This is a genomic window from Pedobacter sp. HMWF019, from assembly GCF_003061025.1.
Lineage (GTDB): Bacteria > Bacteroidota > Bacteroidia > Sphingobacteriales > Sphingobacteriaceae > Pedobacter.
This window is the reverse complement of record NZ_QAIL01000260.1, coordinates 1-17588: the sequence shown is the minus strand read 5'-3', so window position 1 is coordinate 17588 and position 17588 is coordinate 1. Positions and strand designations below refer to the sequence as shown.

The window sequence follows — 17588 nt, the reverse complement described above, 5'->3', positions numbered from 1 at the left end:
ATATGAAAATGATCCCCAAAAGTCTAACATTTTTGGGACACAAAGGTAAAATTTTCTATGATTATTAGTCTATTTATATGAAAATCATGCTAAAAGGTAAAACATTTTTCAGATAAAAATGTATACGAGATTCCAATTTGCAAAAACATATAGGTATCTCTTTTTCTTGAATCCCCTCTTTGGCTACCTGGCGGCCTGTGTCCGGATGGATCAGCCAGAAAGATATGCATGTCATCATCTCCCTGAACCGGATATTTATATGCCCCGCTCACATCATCCAGATAATCGGTGTAGGCTGTTCTATACCCAAGTTGAGAGAAAAAACTCCAGTTGGAATTAAAATTATACTTTACACCTGCCCCATAAGGAATACTGATGGCGTAATTTCTATAAGGTGTACTCTGCCCTTCTGTTTTATACAGCCTCAGATCTCTTGTCTCTCCATTTATCTTGATTCTGGGGTTAAAAATCACACCACCAAGACCAGCATAAATATAAGGCGTAAAATTCTTTCTTCCCCCACCGGCGAAATAATCAAAAAAATTAAAATCTACTTGTGCACTCACTTCATTCAGAGGGGTATAAAATTTCAGATTTCGGTCTCTGAAATCCGCATTGGACGATTCCGAGTCATCTCCGCTGATCCTTCCATAGTTATAGTGAAGTCCAAGAGCCCAATGTGGATTAAAATTCAGCTTGGCAAAAACTCCGGCAGACATACCTGTAAATTTCACAGGATTATCGGGATTAAGATCGCCCATATAACCTGCCGCACCTGCACCAAGCCCAACTTCCCAAGCTTGGGCCCTGACCCCTGAAGCAGACATCAGGATCAATATAAAATGGAGCAACAGTGATTTAAATTTCATTCTAATAATTCCGGGTATCTATTCCCCAAAGCAATTTATTTCTTAAAGTGGTCAGATAACTTTCGTTGTTCAGCCTAATCAGATTAACATCAAAACTCGCCTTTTTGATACTGATTTTAACGGAACGGTCTACTGTTACGGTTCTGGAATCGCAGGATACCAGGAACTTCGCACTTCTGGCCTCTACTTCAAAAGTTAAAGTTACATTATCCGGCACAATAAGCGGCCGTACATTTAAATTATGTGGTGCAATAGGTGTAATTACAAAGCTTTGCGAACTGGGAAGAATAATTGGACCTCCGCAACTCAGAGAATAGGCGGTTGAACCAGTAGAAGTGGCAATGATCAGCCCGTCTGCCCAGTAAGAGTTGATAAACTCCTCATTCATATAGGCATGGATCAGCATCATGGCAGAATTGTCCCTTCGGTGAATGGTAATATCATTCAATGCAAAATTTTCTTCTCCAAAAAGATGGAACTTAGACTCCAGGCTCAGTAAGCTTCGGCTATCCAATGCATACTGCTGATTTAACAAAGCTTCAATCGCTTTTTTGATCTCATCTTTATTAATACTTGCCAGAAAACCAAGACGTCCAAAATTGATCCCAATCACGGGTATGCCCGAATCACGGACAAGCGCAAGGGTATCCAGCATGGTCCCGTCGCCACCTAAACTGATCAGTACATCCGCCTGGCCAATCAATGCTGCATTTTCCTTAAATGTAGTGATCTTCGCATTCAGTTTAACTTTATCTGAAATAAAGTCATAATACTTTTCATAGACCAGGGCATCCACATTATAAAGGGAGAGGACATCAAAAACATCCTGAACATAAGGCAATACTGTATTGTTGAATTCCCTTCCGTAGATTGCGATCTTCATCATGAAAGTATCGGTTTTATCATAAAAATGAACTTAGCGTAAGCTGCTGCTTTCATTATACGTTTAAATAGTTCATAAAAGAGTTATAGCGGTCTTCAGTTCCCTGATCGGTGGAAGTACTGTTAAAGACAGCCTTAACGACGTAATTATACCTTTCAAAGGAGGAAATGATGCCAGATAACTCGGTCTTATTAATTTTGAGGGTCACCTCCAATTTGGTAGAGTCAGGAAAAGACTGTACATAGGAAGACAGGATCTGCGCGTTATCAGCTTCAACGATCTGCGCCATATGAGACAAAGAATTATTACGGTTGCTGATTTCCAGCACAATAACACCCCCCGGCTCTTTTACAGCATAAATCTCTGCAGAGTACCCAATAAGACTGTGCACTGAAATCACGCCCAGATAGTTCTTATTATAATCCAAAACAGGTAAAACAGATAATTTGAGCTGATCGAAAAGCCGGATCACATCATATATATGAGAATCCTGATAGACAAATGGATTAAGGATTGCCAAAGACAGACTACCGATGGTCTGTTCAGCGTCCCTTACTTCTATCAGTTCTTCTTCAGCCACCAACCCAAGAAACTGAGTTTCATTTACAATGGGCAAGTGATATAGCTTAAACTCAGACAAACGATCAAGCGCCTTCTGAACAGTATCAGAAGTTCTTAGAGGCGGAATCGCGTTCGATATGAGTTCAGAGGCAAACATTACTTCAGCAATATGCGGTTTAAAAAAGTATTTAAAAATTCATTAAAAACATCAGGCTGTTCCATCATCGGGGCATGTCCACATTTATCTACCCAGTTCAGTTCAGAATTAGGCAGTAATTCGTGAAACTCCTCCGCAACATCTGGCGGGGTCACCTTGTCTTGCCTGCCCCAGATTAAAGAGACAGGTATAGTAATCTTAGACAGTTCTTTGGCCATATTATGTCTGATTGCAGATTTTGCAAGCGCAAGAATCCGTATCACCCTGGAGCGGTCATTTACTGTTTTGAAAACCTCATCAACCAGCTCTTTTGTAGCGGTAGCGGGATCATAAAATGTAAATTCAACCTTTTCACGGATGTAATCATAACTTTCTCTTCTTGGAAAAGATCCCCCAAAGGCATTCTCATACAAACCTGAGCTCCCGGTAAGTACCAGAGCCTTCACATGCTCCTGATGAGCTGCTGTAAAAACAAGACCTACATGGCCACCCAGGGAATTCCCTACCAGTACGGTTTGTTCCAGACCTTTGTGTTTTAAAAAACGGTGGAGATGTTTAGACAAACTTTTAACACCCAGCGTAAGGATGGGCAGTTCATAAATTGGAAGGATGGGCACCAGTACACGATAATTTTCTTTAAAATAATCTATCGTTTGCTCCCAGTTGCTCAGTTCACCCATCAAACCATGAAGTAATACCAGAGTTTCGCCCTCTCCTGCCTCTATGTATTTAAACCCATTATCTTCTATTACTTCGTACTTCATATTTTTTATGTGGATGTGCTACTAAGTTAGTAGACATAAGTTAATTTAAGGCAATAATAAAGGATTAATTTTTTTTAAAACAATCCTTCTTATTTTTAACACAATTTATGCCAATTGTGATTTAACAATTTCAGCAATAAGTTTACCATCCGCTTTACCAGCTAACTCTTTATTGGCCAAACCAATAACCTTCCCCATATCTTTCATGGAGTTTGCTCCTGCAGCGGCGATAATTTTAGAAATTATTTCTTCCACTTCGGCTTTTTCCAGCTGTTTAGGCAAGAATTGACCAATAACATCAATTTCTTCATCTTCAACCTGAGCAAGATCTGCACGGCCTTGCTGTTTATAAATATCCGAGGATTCTTTGCGCTGCTTAATGAGTTTTTGAAGAATCTTTATTTCTGTATCCTCTGTAATCTCTTCAGCAGAACCCTTTTCTGTTTTTGCCAGCAATAAAGCCGCTTTGATAGCCCTCAGCCCTCTCAGCTGTGCCTGATCCTTAGCAAGCATGGCTTTTTTTATTTCCTGATCAATCGTATTTGATATCATAAATTAGTTTTTCTTAATTATTGTTCCTGTTGCCTGTGCGGTAGGCATGATCAGCATATCATTAATATTAACATGTGCCGGACGGCTCACTGCAAACCAGATGGCGTCGGCAATGTCCTGGGCAACCAGTGGTTCCAGTCCTTTATAGACATTCTTGGCCCGTTCTTCATCTCCTTTAAAACGCACAAGAGAGAATTCTGTTTCCACCATACCAGGATTTATGGCTGTCACCTTAATTCCATGGGGAAGCAAATCTATTCTCATTCCTTTATTTAATGCATCTACCGCATGTTTGGTCGCACAGTATACATTTCCATTTGGATAAACTTCCTTACCTGCAATAGAACCAATATTTATGATATGACCTTTTCCGGCAGTGATCATCCAGTTGGATACGATCCTTGACATATACAGCAGGCCTTTAACATTGGTATCGATCATCCTGTCCCAATCATCAGTATTACCCTGATCTATCGGATCAAGTCCTTGGCTTAGTCCGGCATTATTGACCAAAACATCCACTTTTTTCCATGCTTCAGGCAAGGCTTCAAGTCCTTTGATTAAGGTCTCGTTTTCGCGAACATCAAGCACTAATGCCTGTACCTCTACTGCATATTTATCCTCAAGATGCGAAGAAAGCTTTTCCAGAAGTTCTGAACGTCTTGCCAAAAGGATAAGTTTATAACCCTGCTGGGCAAACAAGGTTGCACAAGCCTTACCTATACCTGAAGTTGCGCCTGTTATTAATGCAATTTTTGAATTCATCGCTTTAGTTTATCCTACAAAAATATAAATATAATGAGCCTAAACACTATTCAAAAAATAAACTGAATGTTACATGACGCAACATGAGCTTATCTATGGGACTTGAATAGGCATTGTTATCCTGTTTCAAGACACTTCCAAAGGAAGAGGAATATTTAATTTCCGGAGACATTTTAAAATATTCGAAATAAAGGTCAAAGCCAATCCCTGCCTCATAAGAAAAATATCCCTTACGGTTTTTCAGAAACTTATCAATGGCCGCATTGCCCTGATCATTCGTTTTTTTGGCAGAAGAAATATCCATGGAATACTTCGCTCCGCCTAACAAATAGGCTCTGAAATTATTGAGACGGTCAGACTTCAGCTTGACACCGAGTGGAATCTCCACCATAGTAGCTTGCACTTTCTGTTCTTTAAAAGGCAGAGAATTAGGCACAGGTACAACCGGTGTTTCATATTCGTAATCGAGCAAACGGTCATTAAAAATCAGGATTGGTGTAAAACGGACATCCGCATGTTCGCTCAGCCTGGTGTTTACAACAAACCCTACACCAAAGCCTGGTGAGGATTTCGCCGTAATGGATTTTAGCCCGGGTGTGATTTGAGTAGCTGTACCAGGCGAAGGGTCATTAGGCCCCTGCGTTTCATAGAAAGGCTGTCTCCACTCCGCCTTTTTAAACACTTTGTACTGTGAAGACAAATATTGAAAAGTAAAACCAAAATGAATGGCATCATCATCTACTCCACCACCCCAGTTCTGGGCTCTGACGGAGCAACAGATGAATAAACAGGAAGCCATTAAAAATAGTTTTCTGATCATTTAATCCCTGTATATATCGAACTTATTCCAAATGTTAGCGAAATATGTTTTGTTTCTTTAAATCCCAGCCTGTCCATCAGATCAGTAAATGCTTTTCCATCAGGGAAGGCATTTACTGATTCGGGAAGATAAGTATAAGCTCTTGCATCTTTAGAAAAAATCTTACCAAACACAGGAAGAATATGCTGAAAATAAAAATTATAAGCCTGTTTAACTGGAAATGTTTGCGGTTTCGAGAACTCCAGCACAACGATTTTGCCACCAGGCTTCAGCACCCTCAGCATATCCGCCATTCCTTTTTCCAGATTCTCGTAATTACGAACGCCATAAGCAACCGTAATCGCATCAAAATGATTGTCCTCAAACTGTAGTTTTTCAGAATCTCCGATTTTCACAGAATATACTCCACCCAGCTGACGTTCTTCAATTTTTTTACGGGCCACCTCCAGCATACCTGCAGAAATATCTACTCCAATAATCTTCTCCGGGCTCAGGATCTTAATGGCTTCAAATGCAAAGTCGCCTGTTCCTGTAGCCACATCTAACATCAGCTTTGGCTGAACAGATTTCAATTCCCGGATCGCCCTCTTGCGCCAAATGATATCTATTCCAAGGGAAAGAAAATGGTTCAGGAAATCATAGGTTTTAGAAATATTGTTAAACATGTCTGCGACCTGCTCCTTTTTAGTAGCAGATTCTGACTGGTATGGGGTTATTTTTTCATTCATGGTTGTGCAACAAAGATAAGTAACTAATTTTCTACCTTTGTAAAATGATTATAAAATCAGCAACATTCATTTGCAGTAATACCAAGGTTTCGGCTTTGCCTATTGCAAATATGCCCGAATATGCATTTATTGGGCGCTCAAACGTAGGAAAGTCTTCATTAATTAACATGCTGGTTAACCAGCACGGCCTGGCAAAAACTTCCCAGAGACCTGGAAAAACCCAGCTTATCAACCATTTCCTGATCAACGAGAAGTGGTATATTGTCGATTTACCCGGTTATGGATATGCTAAAGTGTCCAAGAACAGCCGCGAGAAATGGGAGAAATTTATCCGCAACTACATCACTAAAAGAGAAAGTCTTCAATGTGTATTTGTTTTAATAGACAGCCGCCTGGAGCCCCAAAAAATTGATCTGGAATTTTGCTGCTGGCTCGGCGAATGTCAAATTCCTTTCGCACTGATCTTTACCAAAGCGGATAAACAATCGGCTGTAAAAACAGATCAGAATGTAGCACAGTTCAAAAAGTCACTCAGCGGCTGGTTCGAAGAAATACCACCATATGTAATCACCTCAGCAGAAAAAGCACAGGGAAGAGATGAAGTACTCCATTTTATTGAACAAGTAAACCATGACTTTGTCATGCCGGACCTGAGCGCAAAAGAGAATTCCCAACAATAAAAACTTTATGAAGAAGTATTTTTCACTCGTGCTTTTCGCACACTCGGTTTTTGCCCTGCCATTTGCACTGATCGGATTTTTCCTGGGCATCACCACAACAAATACGCCCTTTCACTGGCTGCTGTTTGTATTGGTTTTGCTTTGCATGGTCTTTGCCAGAAATTCAGCGATGGCCTTTAACCGATATCTGGACAGAAATATCGACGCCAAAAATCCACGAACTAAAATGAGGGATATCCCCTCGGGTAAAGTTTCTGCTAATGAAGCCCTGATCTTCGTGATCATTAATTGCATCTTATTCATGATCACCACTGCTTTCATTAATAAACTGTGCTTTTATCTCTCACCGGTGGCCCTATTTGTCGTATTATTTTACAGTTACACCAAGAGGATTACTGCACTGTGTCATATGGTCCTTGGCCTGGGTCTTTCCCTGGCCCCCATTGGTGCCTATATTGCAGTAACTGGTCATTTTAGCCTGGTTCCTGTTCTGTATTCTTTTGCGGTACTGTTCTGGGTAAGCGGTTTTGATATTATTTATGCCTTGCAGGATGAAGATTTTGATAAAGAAGAGAAGCTGCATTCCATTCCCGCCGCATTGGGTATCCGCAGGGCATTGAATTTATCTGTGGTTCTGCACGTTTTTTCGGCGCTGTGCGTTATACTCCCGGTCATTTTCGTTCCCTTTAGCTGGGTTTACTATGTCGGAGTTACATTCTTCTGCTTTATGCTAATCTATCAACACCTGCTGGTAAAACCAAATGACATCAGCAAAGTAAATAAAGCATTTGCAACCACCAATGGATTCGCTTCGGTGATATTTGCCCTTTGCTTTTTAGTAGATACCTTTATAAGAACTCATTTTTAATTTTAGAATCTATGATTAACTTAACCATACCTAAAAAAAACAGACACTACATTCCACAGGAACTGGATATAAAATGGGATAATTTATCTCCTGTTTTCGACGAACTTCTTGCCAGGCAGATAGATAATGCAGCAGCACTCGAACAATGGTTAAAAGACAAAAGCGAACTCGAGGCCGCACTTGAAGAGGATTTCGCGTGGAGGTATATCAAAATGAGTTGTGATACTGCCAACGAAGAACTGGTTAAGGATTTTCAATATTTTGCTACCGAAATAGAACCCAAAATAGCCCCTCTGGCCAACCAGTTGAACCAAAAACTTGTAGCCAGTGCCTACATTGACGAACTGGATAAAGACAAATATTTTGTTTACCTGCGGGCAGTGAGAAAAGCACTGGAAATATACAGAGAAGAAAACATCGACCTTTTCACCAAGTTACAAGTTGCCCAGCAAAAATATCAGTCTGTAACCGGTGCGATGAGTGTGATCATCAATGATCAGGAGTACACCCTGGAACAGGCATCCAATTTTCTAAAAGACACCAGCAGAACTGTACGTGAAGAGGCCTGGAAAACCATTCAGCAGCGTCGTCTGGTAGACAAAGACACCTTAAATCTTTTATTTGACGAACTGGTGGCTATGCGTAACCAGGTTGCGCTAAATGCAGGCTTCGAAAATTACCGTGATTACATGTTCCAGGCTCTTGGAAGGTTTGATTACACCCCTAAAGATTGTTATGATTTCCATGAAGCCATTGAAAAGGAAATTGTTCCGATACTTAAGGAACAAGCAGAAAACCGGGCACATTTATTGGGTCTTGAAGTACTCAAGCCCTGGGACCAGGAAGTAAGCACCAGCGGAAAGCCAGCACTTAAGCCGTTCAAAAACGGGCAGGAACTGATCGATAAAAGTATCGAATGCTTTAACGCCATCGATCCAAAACTGGGACAAATGCTTGCAGTTATGAAAGCAAATAACTTGTTCGACGTAGAGAGCAGAAAAGGGAAAGCACCTGGTGGTTACAATTACCCCCTTGCAGAAACGGGAGCACCTTTTATCTTTATGAACTCTGCAAATTCCCTGCGTGACCTCACCACAATGGTTCATGAAGGTGGCCATGCTGTACATACTTTTTTAACCGCAAACCTGGAACTGAACGATTTTAAACATTGTCCTTCAGAAGTTGCAGAACTTGCCTCTATGAGTATGGAACTGATGTCAATGGACCATTGGGATGTTTATTTTGACAAGGAGGAAGACCTCATCCGAGCAAAAAAAGAACAACTACTGGATGTATTGAAAACACTTCCATGGGTTGCTGTTATTGATCAGTTCCAGCACTGGATCTATACCAATCCCACCCATAATGCGGCCGATAGAGAGGAAGCTTTCCAACAAATTTACAAACGCTTTGGTGCAGGTTTCTCTAACTGGGAAGGACAAGAAGCTGAATTTAGAAATATATGGCAAAAGCAACTGCACCTTTTTGAGGTACCTTTTTACTATATAGAATATGCTATTGCACAATTAGGAGCTATAGCCATCTGGAAAAATTTCAAAGAGCAGCCTGAAAAAGCATTACAGCAATATCTTGATGCATTGGCGCTGGGTTATACCAAACCAATGAACGAGATTTATGAAACTGCAGGGATCAAATTCGATTTCAGTTCAAAATACATTAATGAACTGGCCACTTTTGTGAAAAATGAACTGGACAAATTAGCTTAGTTTCAATCCTAATTTATAAGTTTGAGAAAACAACCAGACTAACCACTAACTTATGTTTGAAAAGCTATTTAGAAAAAAATCCATCACCAAAATACTGGAAGATGCAGAAAAAGGATATGGTGATCATGGCTCACACCTACACAAAACACTAGGTGTAAGAGATTTAACAGCTTTCGGCATAGCAGCCATTATTGGAGCTGGTATTTTCAGTACCATTGGAAAAGCCAGTGCAGATGGTGGCCCGGCAGTGATCTTCCTTTTTATATTTACAGCTGTAGCTTGTAGCTTTGCGGCCTTTGCTTATGCAGAGTTTGCCTCTATGGTACCGGTTTCAGGGAGTGCATACACCTATTCCTATGTGGCTTTTGGAGAACTGGTAGCCTGGATCATTGGCTGGTCCCTGATTATGGAATATGCCATCGGGAACATCACTGTTGCCATATCCTGGTCAGATTATTTCACCAGTTTGCTCGCCTCTATACATATACCGGCATTAGGAATTACAGGTATCCATTTGCCAGACTGGATGACCATGGATTATCTGACTGCTTTTAACGGGCATAAACATGCGGAAGCCTTAATCAATGCGGGTAAAAGTTATACCAATCTCGACGAAGCGACCAGATTGGCCAATAATGCCTGGGTTACTGCCCCCAGAATTGGTAATTTCCATGTGGTTGCCGACCTTCCGGCACTGGGTATTATCATCTTTATTACCTGGCTGGTATACAGAGGCATGAAAGAATCGAGAAATGCCAGCAATGCAATGGTCGTTGTCAAACTGGCGGTAATTCTTCTGGTTCTGTCTGTGGGGATCTTTTATGTAGACACCAATAACTGGAATCCCTTTGCTCCCAATGGGGTGAGTGGTGTCCTCAAAGGGGTGTCTGCTGTGTTTTTTGCCTATATCGGATTTGATGCCATTTCTACGACTGCAGAAGAATGCAAGAATCCGCAGCGCGACCTTCCAAGAGGTATGATGTGGGCCATTATCATATGTACAATACTGTATGTGGCCATTGCCCTGGTATTAACAGGCATTGTAAATTATAGTCAGCTGGCCGTTGGAGATCCTTTAGCTTTTGTGTTTGATCAGATTAACCTGAAACTGATGAGTGGGATTATTGCCGTGAGTGCCGTATTTGCAATGGCCAGTGTATTGCTGGTGTTTCAGATGGGTCAGCCAAGAATCTGGATGAGCATGAGCCGCGACGGTTTACTTCCAAAATCTTTTTCAAAGATCCACCCCAAATACAAAACCCCTTCCTTCGCAACTATAGTTGTCGGATTCGTAGTTGCCGTTCCTTCTTTGTTTATGAACCTGACTATTGTAACAGACCTCTGCTCCATAGGCACCTTATTTGCCTTTGTTCTGGTTTGTACAGGTGTGCTTGTATTACAAAACAAACCCGATGTAAAAAGAGGGAAATTCAAAATACCATATGCCAATTCCAAATACATTATACCGGTTGTCGCTGTTGTTCTGATTGTGCTGGCCTTTACCAAATACAAAAAAGAAAGCAGTGATTTCCTATACAATACGCCTAAAGTACATGATCCGATCAGCCTGATTACCTCTCTGAACAAAGAAGAACTACAATCGGTACAAAACCAGATTAAAACTACACAAAGTGCTTCGCTGCTTAGCGGGAAAGATATCGATGCAGAAGCCTATCTTGGCAATCTGTCTGCAGAGGATTATCAAAAATTTGTAGATCAGTCTTCTATAGCTGCAAACAAAAAATATGAAAGCGGCTGGAGTCTGTTTAAACACAAAATTCCAATGTGGATCTTCTTTTTCATCTGTGTTTTCATCTGCTACTATTGTATAACAAAAAACCTGTCGTTAATCCCTGTATTGGGTTTAATCTGCTGCTTGTATATGATGTGCGAGCTGGGTATCTCCAACTGGATCGGCTTTGGTATCTGGCTGGTCGTTGGATTGGTTGTTTATTTCCTGTATGGATTTAAACACAGTAAGCTTAGCCTTCAAAATAAGTAGAAAAAAAAGAGGATGATAAATCATCCTCTTTTTTTATACAGATAATCTGTTCAGTTCTATATCATCTGTTGGAACAAAGATCAATGGAACTTTTTCCACATCCACATAGCTGGAATCCAAACCAAAACCACGTTCTTCCGACAGACTCAGTCTTTTCAGAATGAAATAATAATAAAGAATAGACTGTTCATAAAAACTCAATGAGGTAAATTTAGACAAATGCTTTTCCAGTAATACAAACCTGAAATCGCCCGCAATTTTATGTCTCTTCAGCGAAGTATACTGGCTTGTAATGTCTACTTCTCCGTTTTTCACCAATTCCTCCACCACTTTTCTATATAATAAATTGACTTTCTGCTCTACACGAAATCCGAGTTTAAAATCAATACGAATCAATTTTCCAGGAATCAAAAATTCAACCTTATAGTCACTGGTAAAAGGCTCATCCACTACATCAACATGCACCAGCCAGTAAATATCTGCCCGCTTTGGCTCCTTCTGTATAATAGAATAGATGATCTTAGATTCTATTTCCGTTTTAAAATTTGCACTGGTGAGGTAAACCAGTTGAGAAGAGTATTTTGGAACTGATTCATCCCTGCTCAATTCATCTATAATTTCATAATAATCTTCAATCTCTACATATTTAACAAATCTGTTCTTGATCTTTCTTGCAATAAACCAACTCCACATCACGGTAAAAATAGTGGCCCCAATAAACAGGGTTACAAAACCTCCATGAAGAAACTTGGTCATATTACCGGCAAGGAAAGCGAGCTCCAGTAAACCATAGACCAATACAAAAATGACAATTAAGTAGCGAGGGACTTTCTTCATCAACATGTATACAGCCACTAAAATCGTAGTAGCCAGGAAAGTCAGGTTGATGGCCAATCCATACGCCCCTTCCATATGAATGGATTTCTTAAAGATCAAGACCACCATAATACAACCCGCACACAACAACCAGTTGATAGATGGAACATAAATTTGCCCCTTTTGATTACTTGGATAATTGATCCGTACTTTTGGCCAAAGATTTAAACGAACGGCCTCCGCAATTAAAGTAAAAGATCCAGTGATCATAGCCTGACTGGCAATAACCGCCGCGATGGTCGCCAGGGCAACCATCGGCAATAAATAAGATTCAGGAACAATCTGATAAAATGGATTCTGTGCCGCATTGTAATTCGGATGCTGAAGTAACCAGACTCCTTGTCCAAGGTAGTTCAGTACCAATGTGGTTTTAACAAAGATCCAGCTGATGTGAATATTCTGTTTTCCGCAATGTCCAAGATCAGAATACAGCGCTTCTGCTCCAGTTGTACAGAGGAACACTCCACCAAGAATGACCAGTGCCTTAGGATTAGTAGCCAATAAATGATAGGCGTAATAAGGATTTAAGGCCCTGATGATCGAAAGATCCTGAACTACGAAAACAACACCCAAAAAACCCAGTGTTGCAAACCAGAGGAACATGATTGGACCAAATAATTTACCAACTGTACTGGTTCCGAATTGCTGGATAATAAATAAAACCACAATAATACCCAGTACCACCGGAATCACCTGGAACCATGGAAACTTCATCTGTAAACCTTCAATAGCTGTAGTTACCGTAATACTTGGAGTAATGATCCCATCAGCTAATAAAGCACAGCCCCCAATCATCGCAGGAATAACCAGCCATTTTGCCTTCTTACGCACCAAAGAATACAAAGAAAATATTCCTCCTTCTCCTTTGTTGTCTGCCCGAAGTGTGATCACAACATATTTAATAGTTGTTTGAAGGGTGAGTGTCCAGATGATACAAGACAAAGCACCCAGTACCACCATTGGAGTAATGGCCTGTCCGGCTTCATCAACAGTATTAAAAATAGCACGAAGCGTATATAAAGGTGACGTACCGATGTCACCATAGACTATCCCTAAACTGATCAGTAATCCAGCAAAGGATAGATTATTTAAATTTTTTTTATTCGACACGTGTATATAAATCAGATTCGGAATTAACAGATATAAAACGCTATATTCACATTTATAATTTACAGACTGAAAATCAATAAGTTACAAACAATAAAATTTGAGATACGTTAAAATCTGTTAAATATTGTTAAATGTTTCTTTTCTAAACAAAATATTTGATTTTTTTGTTTTATAATTTATATTTTTGCTGCTACTAGATATGAATAAACTGTCCAAAATAACGCTCTGTGTATACGTCTCTTGCATCACCTGCATTGGTATAATGTGCAGCATGGATGCTATGGCTCAGAAATCAGACAGTATCTATTACAACAGCAAGGTAAAAAAGGTTAACAAAACCCCTCAAATCAAAGCAAATATACAGTCATACAGACCTGTTTTTGATTTTATTCCTTACAACAGCCTGCTGATGAGCAACAGCAAAACCGCAGCTTCCAAATCTGATAAAATACTTACTGTTCTTAAGGTTTATCCAAATCCTGTGGATGACCAGATCAATGTAAGTTTAAAACTGGAACGCGAAACCAATCTCTCTATTAAAGTCATGGATCTTTTGGGCAATGAGGTAATTACACTCATGAATGAACGCTCCCCATCTGGAGAAATTACCAAAAGCTTTACTATTCCTAACCGTTTAAACAGTGGAATTTATTTCCTCAGGATTGTTGCAGGTGCGGAAACCAGTGTAAAACGAATCTCCGTTTTATAGTTTTCAGCTATTCTTTACTACTTTTACTTCCTTTAACAACACTATTTCCGTGTGAAACCATCATGAGTTTACACTCAAAAACATAATGAATAGAAACTCATGATAGCTTCATAACCTTTAAAATCAAATTATATTCTGATGAAAATCATTGCTATTGGCCGCAATTATGCTGCACACGCTAAAGAATTAAATAATCCCATACCTTCTGTTCCGGTTATTTTCATGAAACCAGATACGGCTGTTCTGAAAGACAACAAACCTTTTTACCTTCCGGAATTCTCTTCAGACATCCATTACGAATTGGAAATTGTCCTAAAAATCTGCAAAGAAGGCAAACATATTCAGGAAAAATTCGCAGCCAACTATTTTGAAGAAGTGGGTTTGGGTATAGACTTTACTGCACGCGACATTCAAAGCCAGCACAAAGAAAAGGGATTACCCTGGGAACTCGCCAAGGCATTTGATAACTCTGCTGCCATTAGCAGCTTTGTACCCAAATCAAAGTTTGAAAACCTGTACGATCTTCAGTTCGAATTACAAATCAATAAAGAAACACGTCAAAATGGAGATACTAAAAATCTGCTCTTCCCGTTTGAAAAAATAATAGCCTTCGTTTCACAATACATTACGTTAAAAAAAGGAGACCTGATTTTTACAGGAACACCAGAGGGTGTTGGACAAGTCCATGCCGGTGATCATCTTGAAGCCTGGCTGGCCGGAGAACAATTACTTAATTTCCATATAAAATAATTTTAATGTTCAGATCTTACGCAGTACTTCTCTACTTTATACTGAGTTCCTTTTTTGCCAACGGACAGCAAATCTTTAGCGGCAACAAATATCCGCAATTTGATTTCCGCCCACCACTGGACATTACTCCCCCAGCCCTTGCAGGATCATTTGGAGAAATCAGACCCAACCACTTTCACTCCGGTATGGATTACCGCACCAACCAACGCGAAGGTTATCCGGTATACGCAGTAGCCGACGGATATATTTCCAGGATCCGTGTACAAAACAGTGGCTTTGGACAGGCGCTTTATATTAACCATCCTAATGGTTATACCACCGTGTATGGCCACCTTCAACGCTTCAATCCTAAAATAGCTCAACAGGTTGAAAAAGTACAATACGAGAAGAAATCTTTTGAAATAGATGAATTTCCGGCATCCAGCCTGATCCCTGTTCGTAAAGGCGATTTAATTGCCTGGTCTGGAAATCGCGGCAGCTCAGGTGGCCCGCATCTCCATTTTGAAGTAAGAGATACTAAAACTGAGGCAACCATAAACCCACAGCTCTTTGGTCTCGACATTCCGGATAATATTCCGCCTGTCATCTACGCCATGTATATTTACCGCTTGAATAAACAGGCCTTTAATGAGTTTACACCAAAGCAGTATTTCCAGGTGAGCGGCGGTGCCGGAAAATATCACTTGAACCAGGTCAGCACCATTCATCTTGGTGGAGAAGTCGGATTCGGAATTACGGTAACAGATAAACACAATGGTGCGTCTGGTACCAACGGCGTGTATTCTATAGAACTGGAAGTAGATGGAAAACCAGTATATACTTCTGCCCTGGAACGTTTTAAATTCGAAAACAGCAAAGCTGTAAATTCTCATATCGACTTTCCTGCATTTTTAAACACCAAACGTACCATTCAGAAAAGCTTCGTTGATCCCGGTAATCCTATGGGCATCTATTTCAATCTGGTTAACAATGGAAGAATTGAATTTGAAGAAGGGAAAGCTTATGCAATCAAATACACCATCACAGATGCAAAAGGAAATCAAAGTGTTCTTGCTTTTAATGTTCTGGGAGACAGTAAAGCAACTATAGCTTCAAAAGCCCTTCCGGCAGGCACCCTTTTCCCCTACAATCAAGTCAATGAATTCAACAATAACCAGATCAAGGTGATCATTCCTGCAGGGAACTTGTACAATGACTTGAACTTTATCTATGCAGAACATGCAAGACCTGCGGTAAATGCATATTCTGCTGTTTATCAAATCCATAACGTCCTTACTCCATTGCACACGGGGTTTGAATTATGGATCAAAGCCGATTCCAGTTTAAGTAAATATAAAGACAAAGCTGTAATCGTCAACACAGGAAGATCTTCCCAGGGAGGTTATTTTGAGAACGGCTATGTTAAAGCCAAACCAAGAAGTTTTGGAAGCTTTTTCATTTCTATCGACACTATCGCTCCAACCATAGTTCCTGTCAATATTTCCAATGGACAAAACATGAAGGGCATTAGTAAAATGACCTTTAAAATAAGAGATAACCTTTCCGGGATCAAAAGCTTTAACGGCTATATTGACGGAAAATGGGCCCTTATGGAATTCGATGCCAAAACAGCTACCTTATGGCATAGCTTTAATGACCAGACAGGCAGTTCCGGAAAACATACCTTAAGATTGGTTGTTGACGATGTAAAGAACAACGTTAAAACCCTAACTATTGATTATTACAAATAACAATCCTATGAGCGAATTAAAAGAAGGCCAGAAAGCCCCTGAATTTACATCAACAGACCAAAATGGTGCTGCTGTATCCCTGTCTCAGTTTGCAGGAAAAAAAGTAGTCTTATATTTCTACCCCAAAGATGATACTCCGGGTTGTACAGCCGAAGCCTGTGATTTCAGAGACAATTATCAGGGCTTAACTGCTAAAGGAATTGTGGTTCTTGGTGTTAGTGTAGATGACGAAAAATCACATCAAAAGTTTGTAACCAAACATAGCCTGCCATTTACCCTTGTCGCAGATACGGATAAAAAAATCGTAGAAGCTTATGGCGTCTGGGTAGAAAAAAACATGTATGGCAAAAAATACATGGGTATTGCACGCAAAACCTTCCTGATCGACGAGCAAGGCATCATTACGCACATCATTGAAAAAGTAGACACCAAAAATGCCACTGCGCAGGTTTTGGAACTACTGAAATAAATCCTTTAGGCTAAAAAAGGAAACTTTCCGGTATAAAGAAAAGAAGACTCTAAGGCTGCTTAAGCTTAGGCGAGTAATTTACTCAGATTCTTTAGTCTTATAAAAAAAGAAGGATTAGCTCTAAGGCTGCTTAAGCTTAGGCGGGCGGAAAAAGCCCGCAAACCTTAAAATGCCTTCTCCCTTAATCCTTCTTTTTTTCTGGGAGCAGAACCCGATTTCCCGTATAAATTCAGCGGTTGGTCTATCGCCAGCCCATAACAGGCTTGAACCAAGCTTGAAAAGCAACAAATTAAAATTGAAAAACAACGAGCCTAAATCTGCATCCATTCAGGTCCGGTTCAAATTGCTGATTGGTTTACTATAATCAGGGATTAAACAGGGATAAGCTACCTGTTTAACCCTTATTTTTTCCTTATATTTTATTTGTTTAGTTTTTATTTACCATTAATCACTATTATATTAATGATTAACCAGATGCAAGTCAAAACCGATAGAAAAAAACACACCAAGCCCGGTCACCTCCCTCCCTCTGCAATTTGCTACGGAAAATTCTCGTACGCTGCGGAAA

The 17588-nt window shown here is 40.1% G+C and carries 17 protein-coding genes; 8 read left to right on the top strand and 9 right to left on the bottom strand.

What is annotated here, in order from left to right:
- Positions 1-89 precede the first annotated feature (89 nt).
- The 8 genes from DBR11_RS15245 to ubiE form a co-directional block, all read right to left on the bottom strand.
- Positions 90-869 carry a DUF6089 family protein gene (locus tag DBR11_RS15245; protein ID WP_108553518.1) on the bottom strand — a complete coding sequence of 260 codons (780 nt, stop codon included), beginning with the start codon at positions 867-869 and terminating at the stop codon, positions 90-92.
- A 1-nt stretch (position 870) separates the two neighbouring features.
- Positions 871-1752: an NAD kinase gene (locus DBR11_RS15240; protein WP_108553520.1), complete on the bottom strand. Its 882-nt coding sequence runs from the start codon at positions 1750-1752 to the stop codon at positions 871-873.
- Positions 1753-1807: 55 nt separating this feature from the next.
- The gene (locus DBR11_RS15235) at positions 1808-2470 is read right to left on the bottom strand and encodes a CBS domain-containing protein (protein WP_108553517.1); all 663 of its coding nucleotides are present in this window, start codon (positions 2468-2470) and stop codon (positions 1808-1810) included.
- Positions 2470-3234: an alpha/beta fold hydrolase gene (locus DBR11_RS15230; protein WP_108553516.1), complete on the bottom strand. Its 765-nt coding sequence runs from the start codon at positions 3232-3234 to the stop codon at positions 2470-2472. Before DBR11_RS15230 ends, DBR11_RS15235 begins: the two co-directional genes overlap by 1 nt.
- Positions 3235-3339: 105 nt before the next feature.
- Complete coding sequence (locus DBR11_RS15225) at positions 3340-3786, bottom strand: GatB/YqeY domain-containing protein (protein ID WP_108553515.1); 447 nt, start codon at positions 3784-3786, stop codon at positions 3340-3342.
- Positions 3787-3789: 3 nt separating this feature from the next.
- Positions 3790-4551, bottom strand: a complete 762-nt coding sequence (locus DBR11_RS15220) for an SDR family oxidoreductase (protein WP_108553514.1) — start codon at positions 4549-4551, stop codon at positions 3790-3792.
- Between the two features lie 46 nt (positions 4552-4597).
- Positions 4598-5371 (bottom strand): outer membrane beta-barrel protein, encoded by a 774-nt coding sequence (locus DBR11_RS15215; RefSeq protein ID WP_108553513.1) that lies wholly within the window; start codon positions 5369-5371, stop codon positions 4598-4600.
- The gene (gene ubiE, locus DBR11_RS15210) at positions 5368-6099 is read right to left on the bottom strand and encodes a bifunctional demethylmenaquinone methyltransferase/2-methoxy-6-polyprenyl-1,4-benzoquinol methylase UbiE (protein ID WP_108553512.1); all 732 of its coding nucleotides are present in this window, start codon (positions 6097-6099) and stop codon (positions 5368-5370) included. The genes DBR11_RS15215 and ubiE overlap by 4 nt, the downstream gene beginning before the upstream one ends.
- Before the next feature lie 44 nt (positions 6100-6143).
- Between ubiE and yihA the strand changes: the two genes are divergently transcribed.
- The 4 genes from yihA to DBR11_RS15190 are packed head-to-tail and all read left to right on the top strand — an operon-like array spanning position 6144 to position 11376.
- On the top strand, positions 6144-6779 hold the full coding sequence (gene yihA, locus DBR11_RS15205) for a ribosome biogenesis GTP-binding protein YihA/YsxC (protein WP_108553511.1): 636 nt from the start codon (positions 6144-6146) through the stop codon (positions 6777-6779).
- Positions 6780-6786: 7 nt separating this feature from the next.
- On the top strand, positions 6787-7647 hold the full coding sequence (locus tag DBR11_RS15200) for a 4-hydroxybenzoate octaprenyltransferase (RefSeq protein ID WP_108553510.1): 861 nt from the start codon (positions 6787-6789) through the stop codon (positions 7645-7647).
- An 11-nt stretch (positions 7648-7658) separates the two neighbouring features.
- Entirely contained in the window at positions 7659-9374 is a 1716-nt protein-coding gene (locus DBR11_RS15195; RefSeq protein ID WP_108553509.1) for a M3 family oligoendopeptidase, read from the top strand.
- 52 nt (positions 9375-9426) lie between these two features.
- Positions 9427-11376, top strand: coding sequence for an amino acid permease (locus DBR11_RS15190; RefSeq protein ID WP_108553508.1), 1950 nt, complete (start codon positions 9427-9429; stop codon positions 11374-11376).
- Positions 11377-11409: 33 nt separating this feature from the next.
- On the opposite strand, the gene DBR11_RS15185 is transcribed toward DBR11_RS15190, so the two are convergent.
- Positions 11410-13362, bottom strand: a complete 1953-nt coding sequence (locus tag DBR11_RS15185; protein WP_108553507.1) for a KUP/HAK/KT family potassium transporter — start codon at positions 13360-13362, stop codon at positions 11410-11412.
- Positions 13363-13642: 280 nt separating this feature from the next.
- On the opposite strand from DBR11_RS15185, the gene DBR11_RS15180 reads away from it, so the two are divergent.
- The 4 genes from DBR11_RS15180 to bcp all read left to right on the top strand — a co-directional run bounded on the left by DBR11_RS15180 (position 13643) and on the right by bcp (position 17020).
- Positions 13643-14071, top strand: a complete 429-nt coding sequence (locus DBR11_RS15180) for a T9SS type A sorting domain-containing protein (protein WP_233174045.1) — start codon at positions 13643-13645, stop codon at positions 14069-14071.
- A gap of 138 nt (positions 14072-14209) precedes the next feature.
- Positions 14210-14821, top strand: a complete 612-nt coding sequence (locus tag DBR11_RS15175) for a fumarylacetoacetate hydrolase family protein (RefSeq protein ID WP_108553506.1) — start codon at positions 14210-14212, stop codon at positions 14819-14821.
- A gap of 5 nt (positions 14822-14826) precedes the next feature.
- Positions 14827-16551, top strand: a complete 1725-nt coding sequence (locus tag DBR11_RS15170) for a M23 family metallopeptidase (protein ID WP_108553505.1) — start codon at positions 14827-14829, stop codon at positions 16549-16551.
- A 7-nt stretch (positions 16552-16558) separates the two neighbouring features.
- Positions 16559-17020 (top strand): thioredoxin-dependent thiol peroxidase, encoded by a 462-nt coding sequence (gene bcp, locus DBR11_RS15165; protein ID WP_108553504.1) that lies wholly within the window; start codon positions 16559-16561, stop codon positions 17018-17020.
- The last annotated feature ends 568 nt before the right edge of the window (positions 17021-17588 follow it).

Bases quoted from the DNA above. Each gene is read 5' to 3' on its own strand.
- DBR11_RS15245 (WP_108553518.1), bottom strand. From the start codon at position 869: ATGAAATTTAAATCACTGTTGCTCCATTTTATATTGATCCTGATGTCT.
- DBR11_RS15240 (WP_108553520.1), bottom strand. From the start codon at position 1,752: ATGAAGATCGCAATCTACGGAAGGGAATTCAACAATACAGTATTGCCT.
- DBR11_RS15235 (WP_108553517.1), bottom strand. From the start codon at position 2,470: ATGTTTGCCTCTGAACTCATATCGAACGCGATTCCGCCTCTAAGAACT.
- DBR11_RS15230 (WP_108553516.1), bottom strand. From the start codon at position 3,234: ATGAAGTACGAAGTAATAGAAGATAATGGGTTTAAATACATAGAGGCA.
- DBR11_RS15225 (WP_108553515.1), bottom strand. From the start codon at position 3,786: ATGATATCAAATACGATTGATCAGGAAATAAAAAAAGCCATGCTTGCT.
- DBR11_RS15220 (WP_108553514.1), bottom strand. From the start codon at position 4,551: ATGAATTCAAAAATTGCATTAATAACAGGCGCAACTTCAGGTATAGGT.
- DBR11_RS15215 (WP_108553513.1), bottom strand. From the start codon at position 5,371: ATGATCAGAAAACTATTTTTAATGGCTTCCTGTTTATTCATCTGTTGC.
- ubiE (WP_108553512.1), bottom strand. From the start codon at position 6,099: ATGAATGAAAAAATAACCCCATACCAGTCAGAATCTGCTACTAAAAAG.
- yihA (WP_108553511.1), top strand. From the start codon at position 6,144: ATGATTATAAAATCAGCAACATTCATTTGCAGTAATACCAAGGTTTCG.
- DBR11_RS15200 (WP_108553510.1), top strand. From the start codon at position 6,787: ATGAAGAAGTATTTTTCACTCGTGCTTTTCGCACACTCGGTTTTTGCC.
- DBR11_RS15195 (WP_108553509.1), top strand. From the start codon at position 7,659: ATGATTAACTTAACCATACCTAAAAAAAACAGACACTACATTCCACAG.
- DBR11_RS15190 (WP_108553508.1), top strand. From the start codon at position 9,427: ATGTTTGAAAAGCTATTTAGAAAAAAATCCATCACCAAAATACTGGAA.
- DBR11_RS15180 (WP_233174045.1), top strand. From the start codon at position 13,643: ATGGCTCAGAAATCAGACAGTATCTATTACAACAGCAAGGTAAAAAAG.
- DBR11_RS15175 (WP_108553506.1), top strand. From the start codon at position 14,210: ATGAAAATCATTGCTATTGGCCGCAATTATGCTGCACACGCTAAAGAA.
- DBR11_RS15170 (WP_108553505.1), top strand. From the start codon at position 14,827: ATGTTCAGATCTTACGCAGTACTTCTCTACTTTATACTGAGTTCCTTT.
- bcp (WP_108553504.1), top strand. From the start codon at position 16,559: ATGAGCGAATTAAAAGAAGGCCAGAAAGCCCCTGAATTTACATCAACA.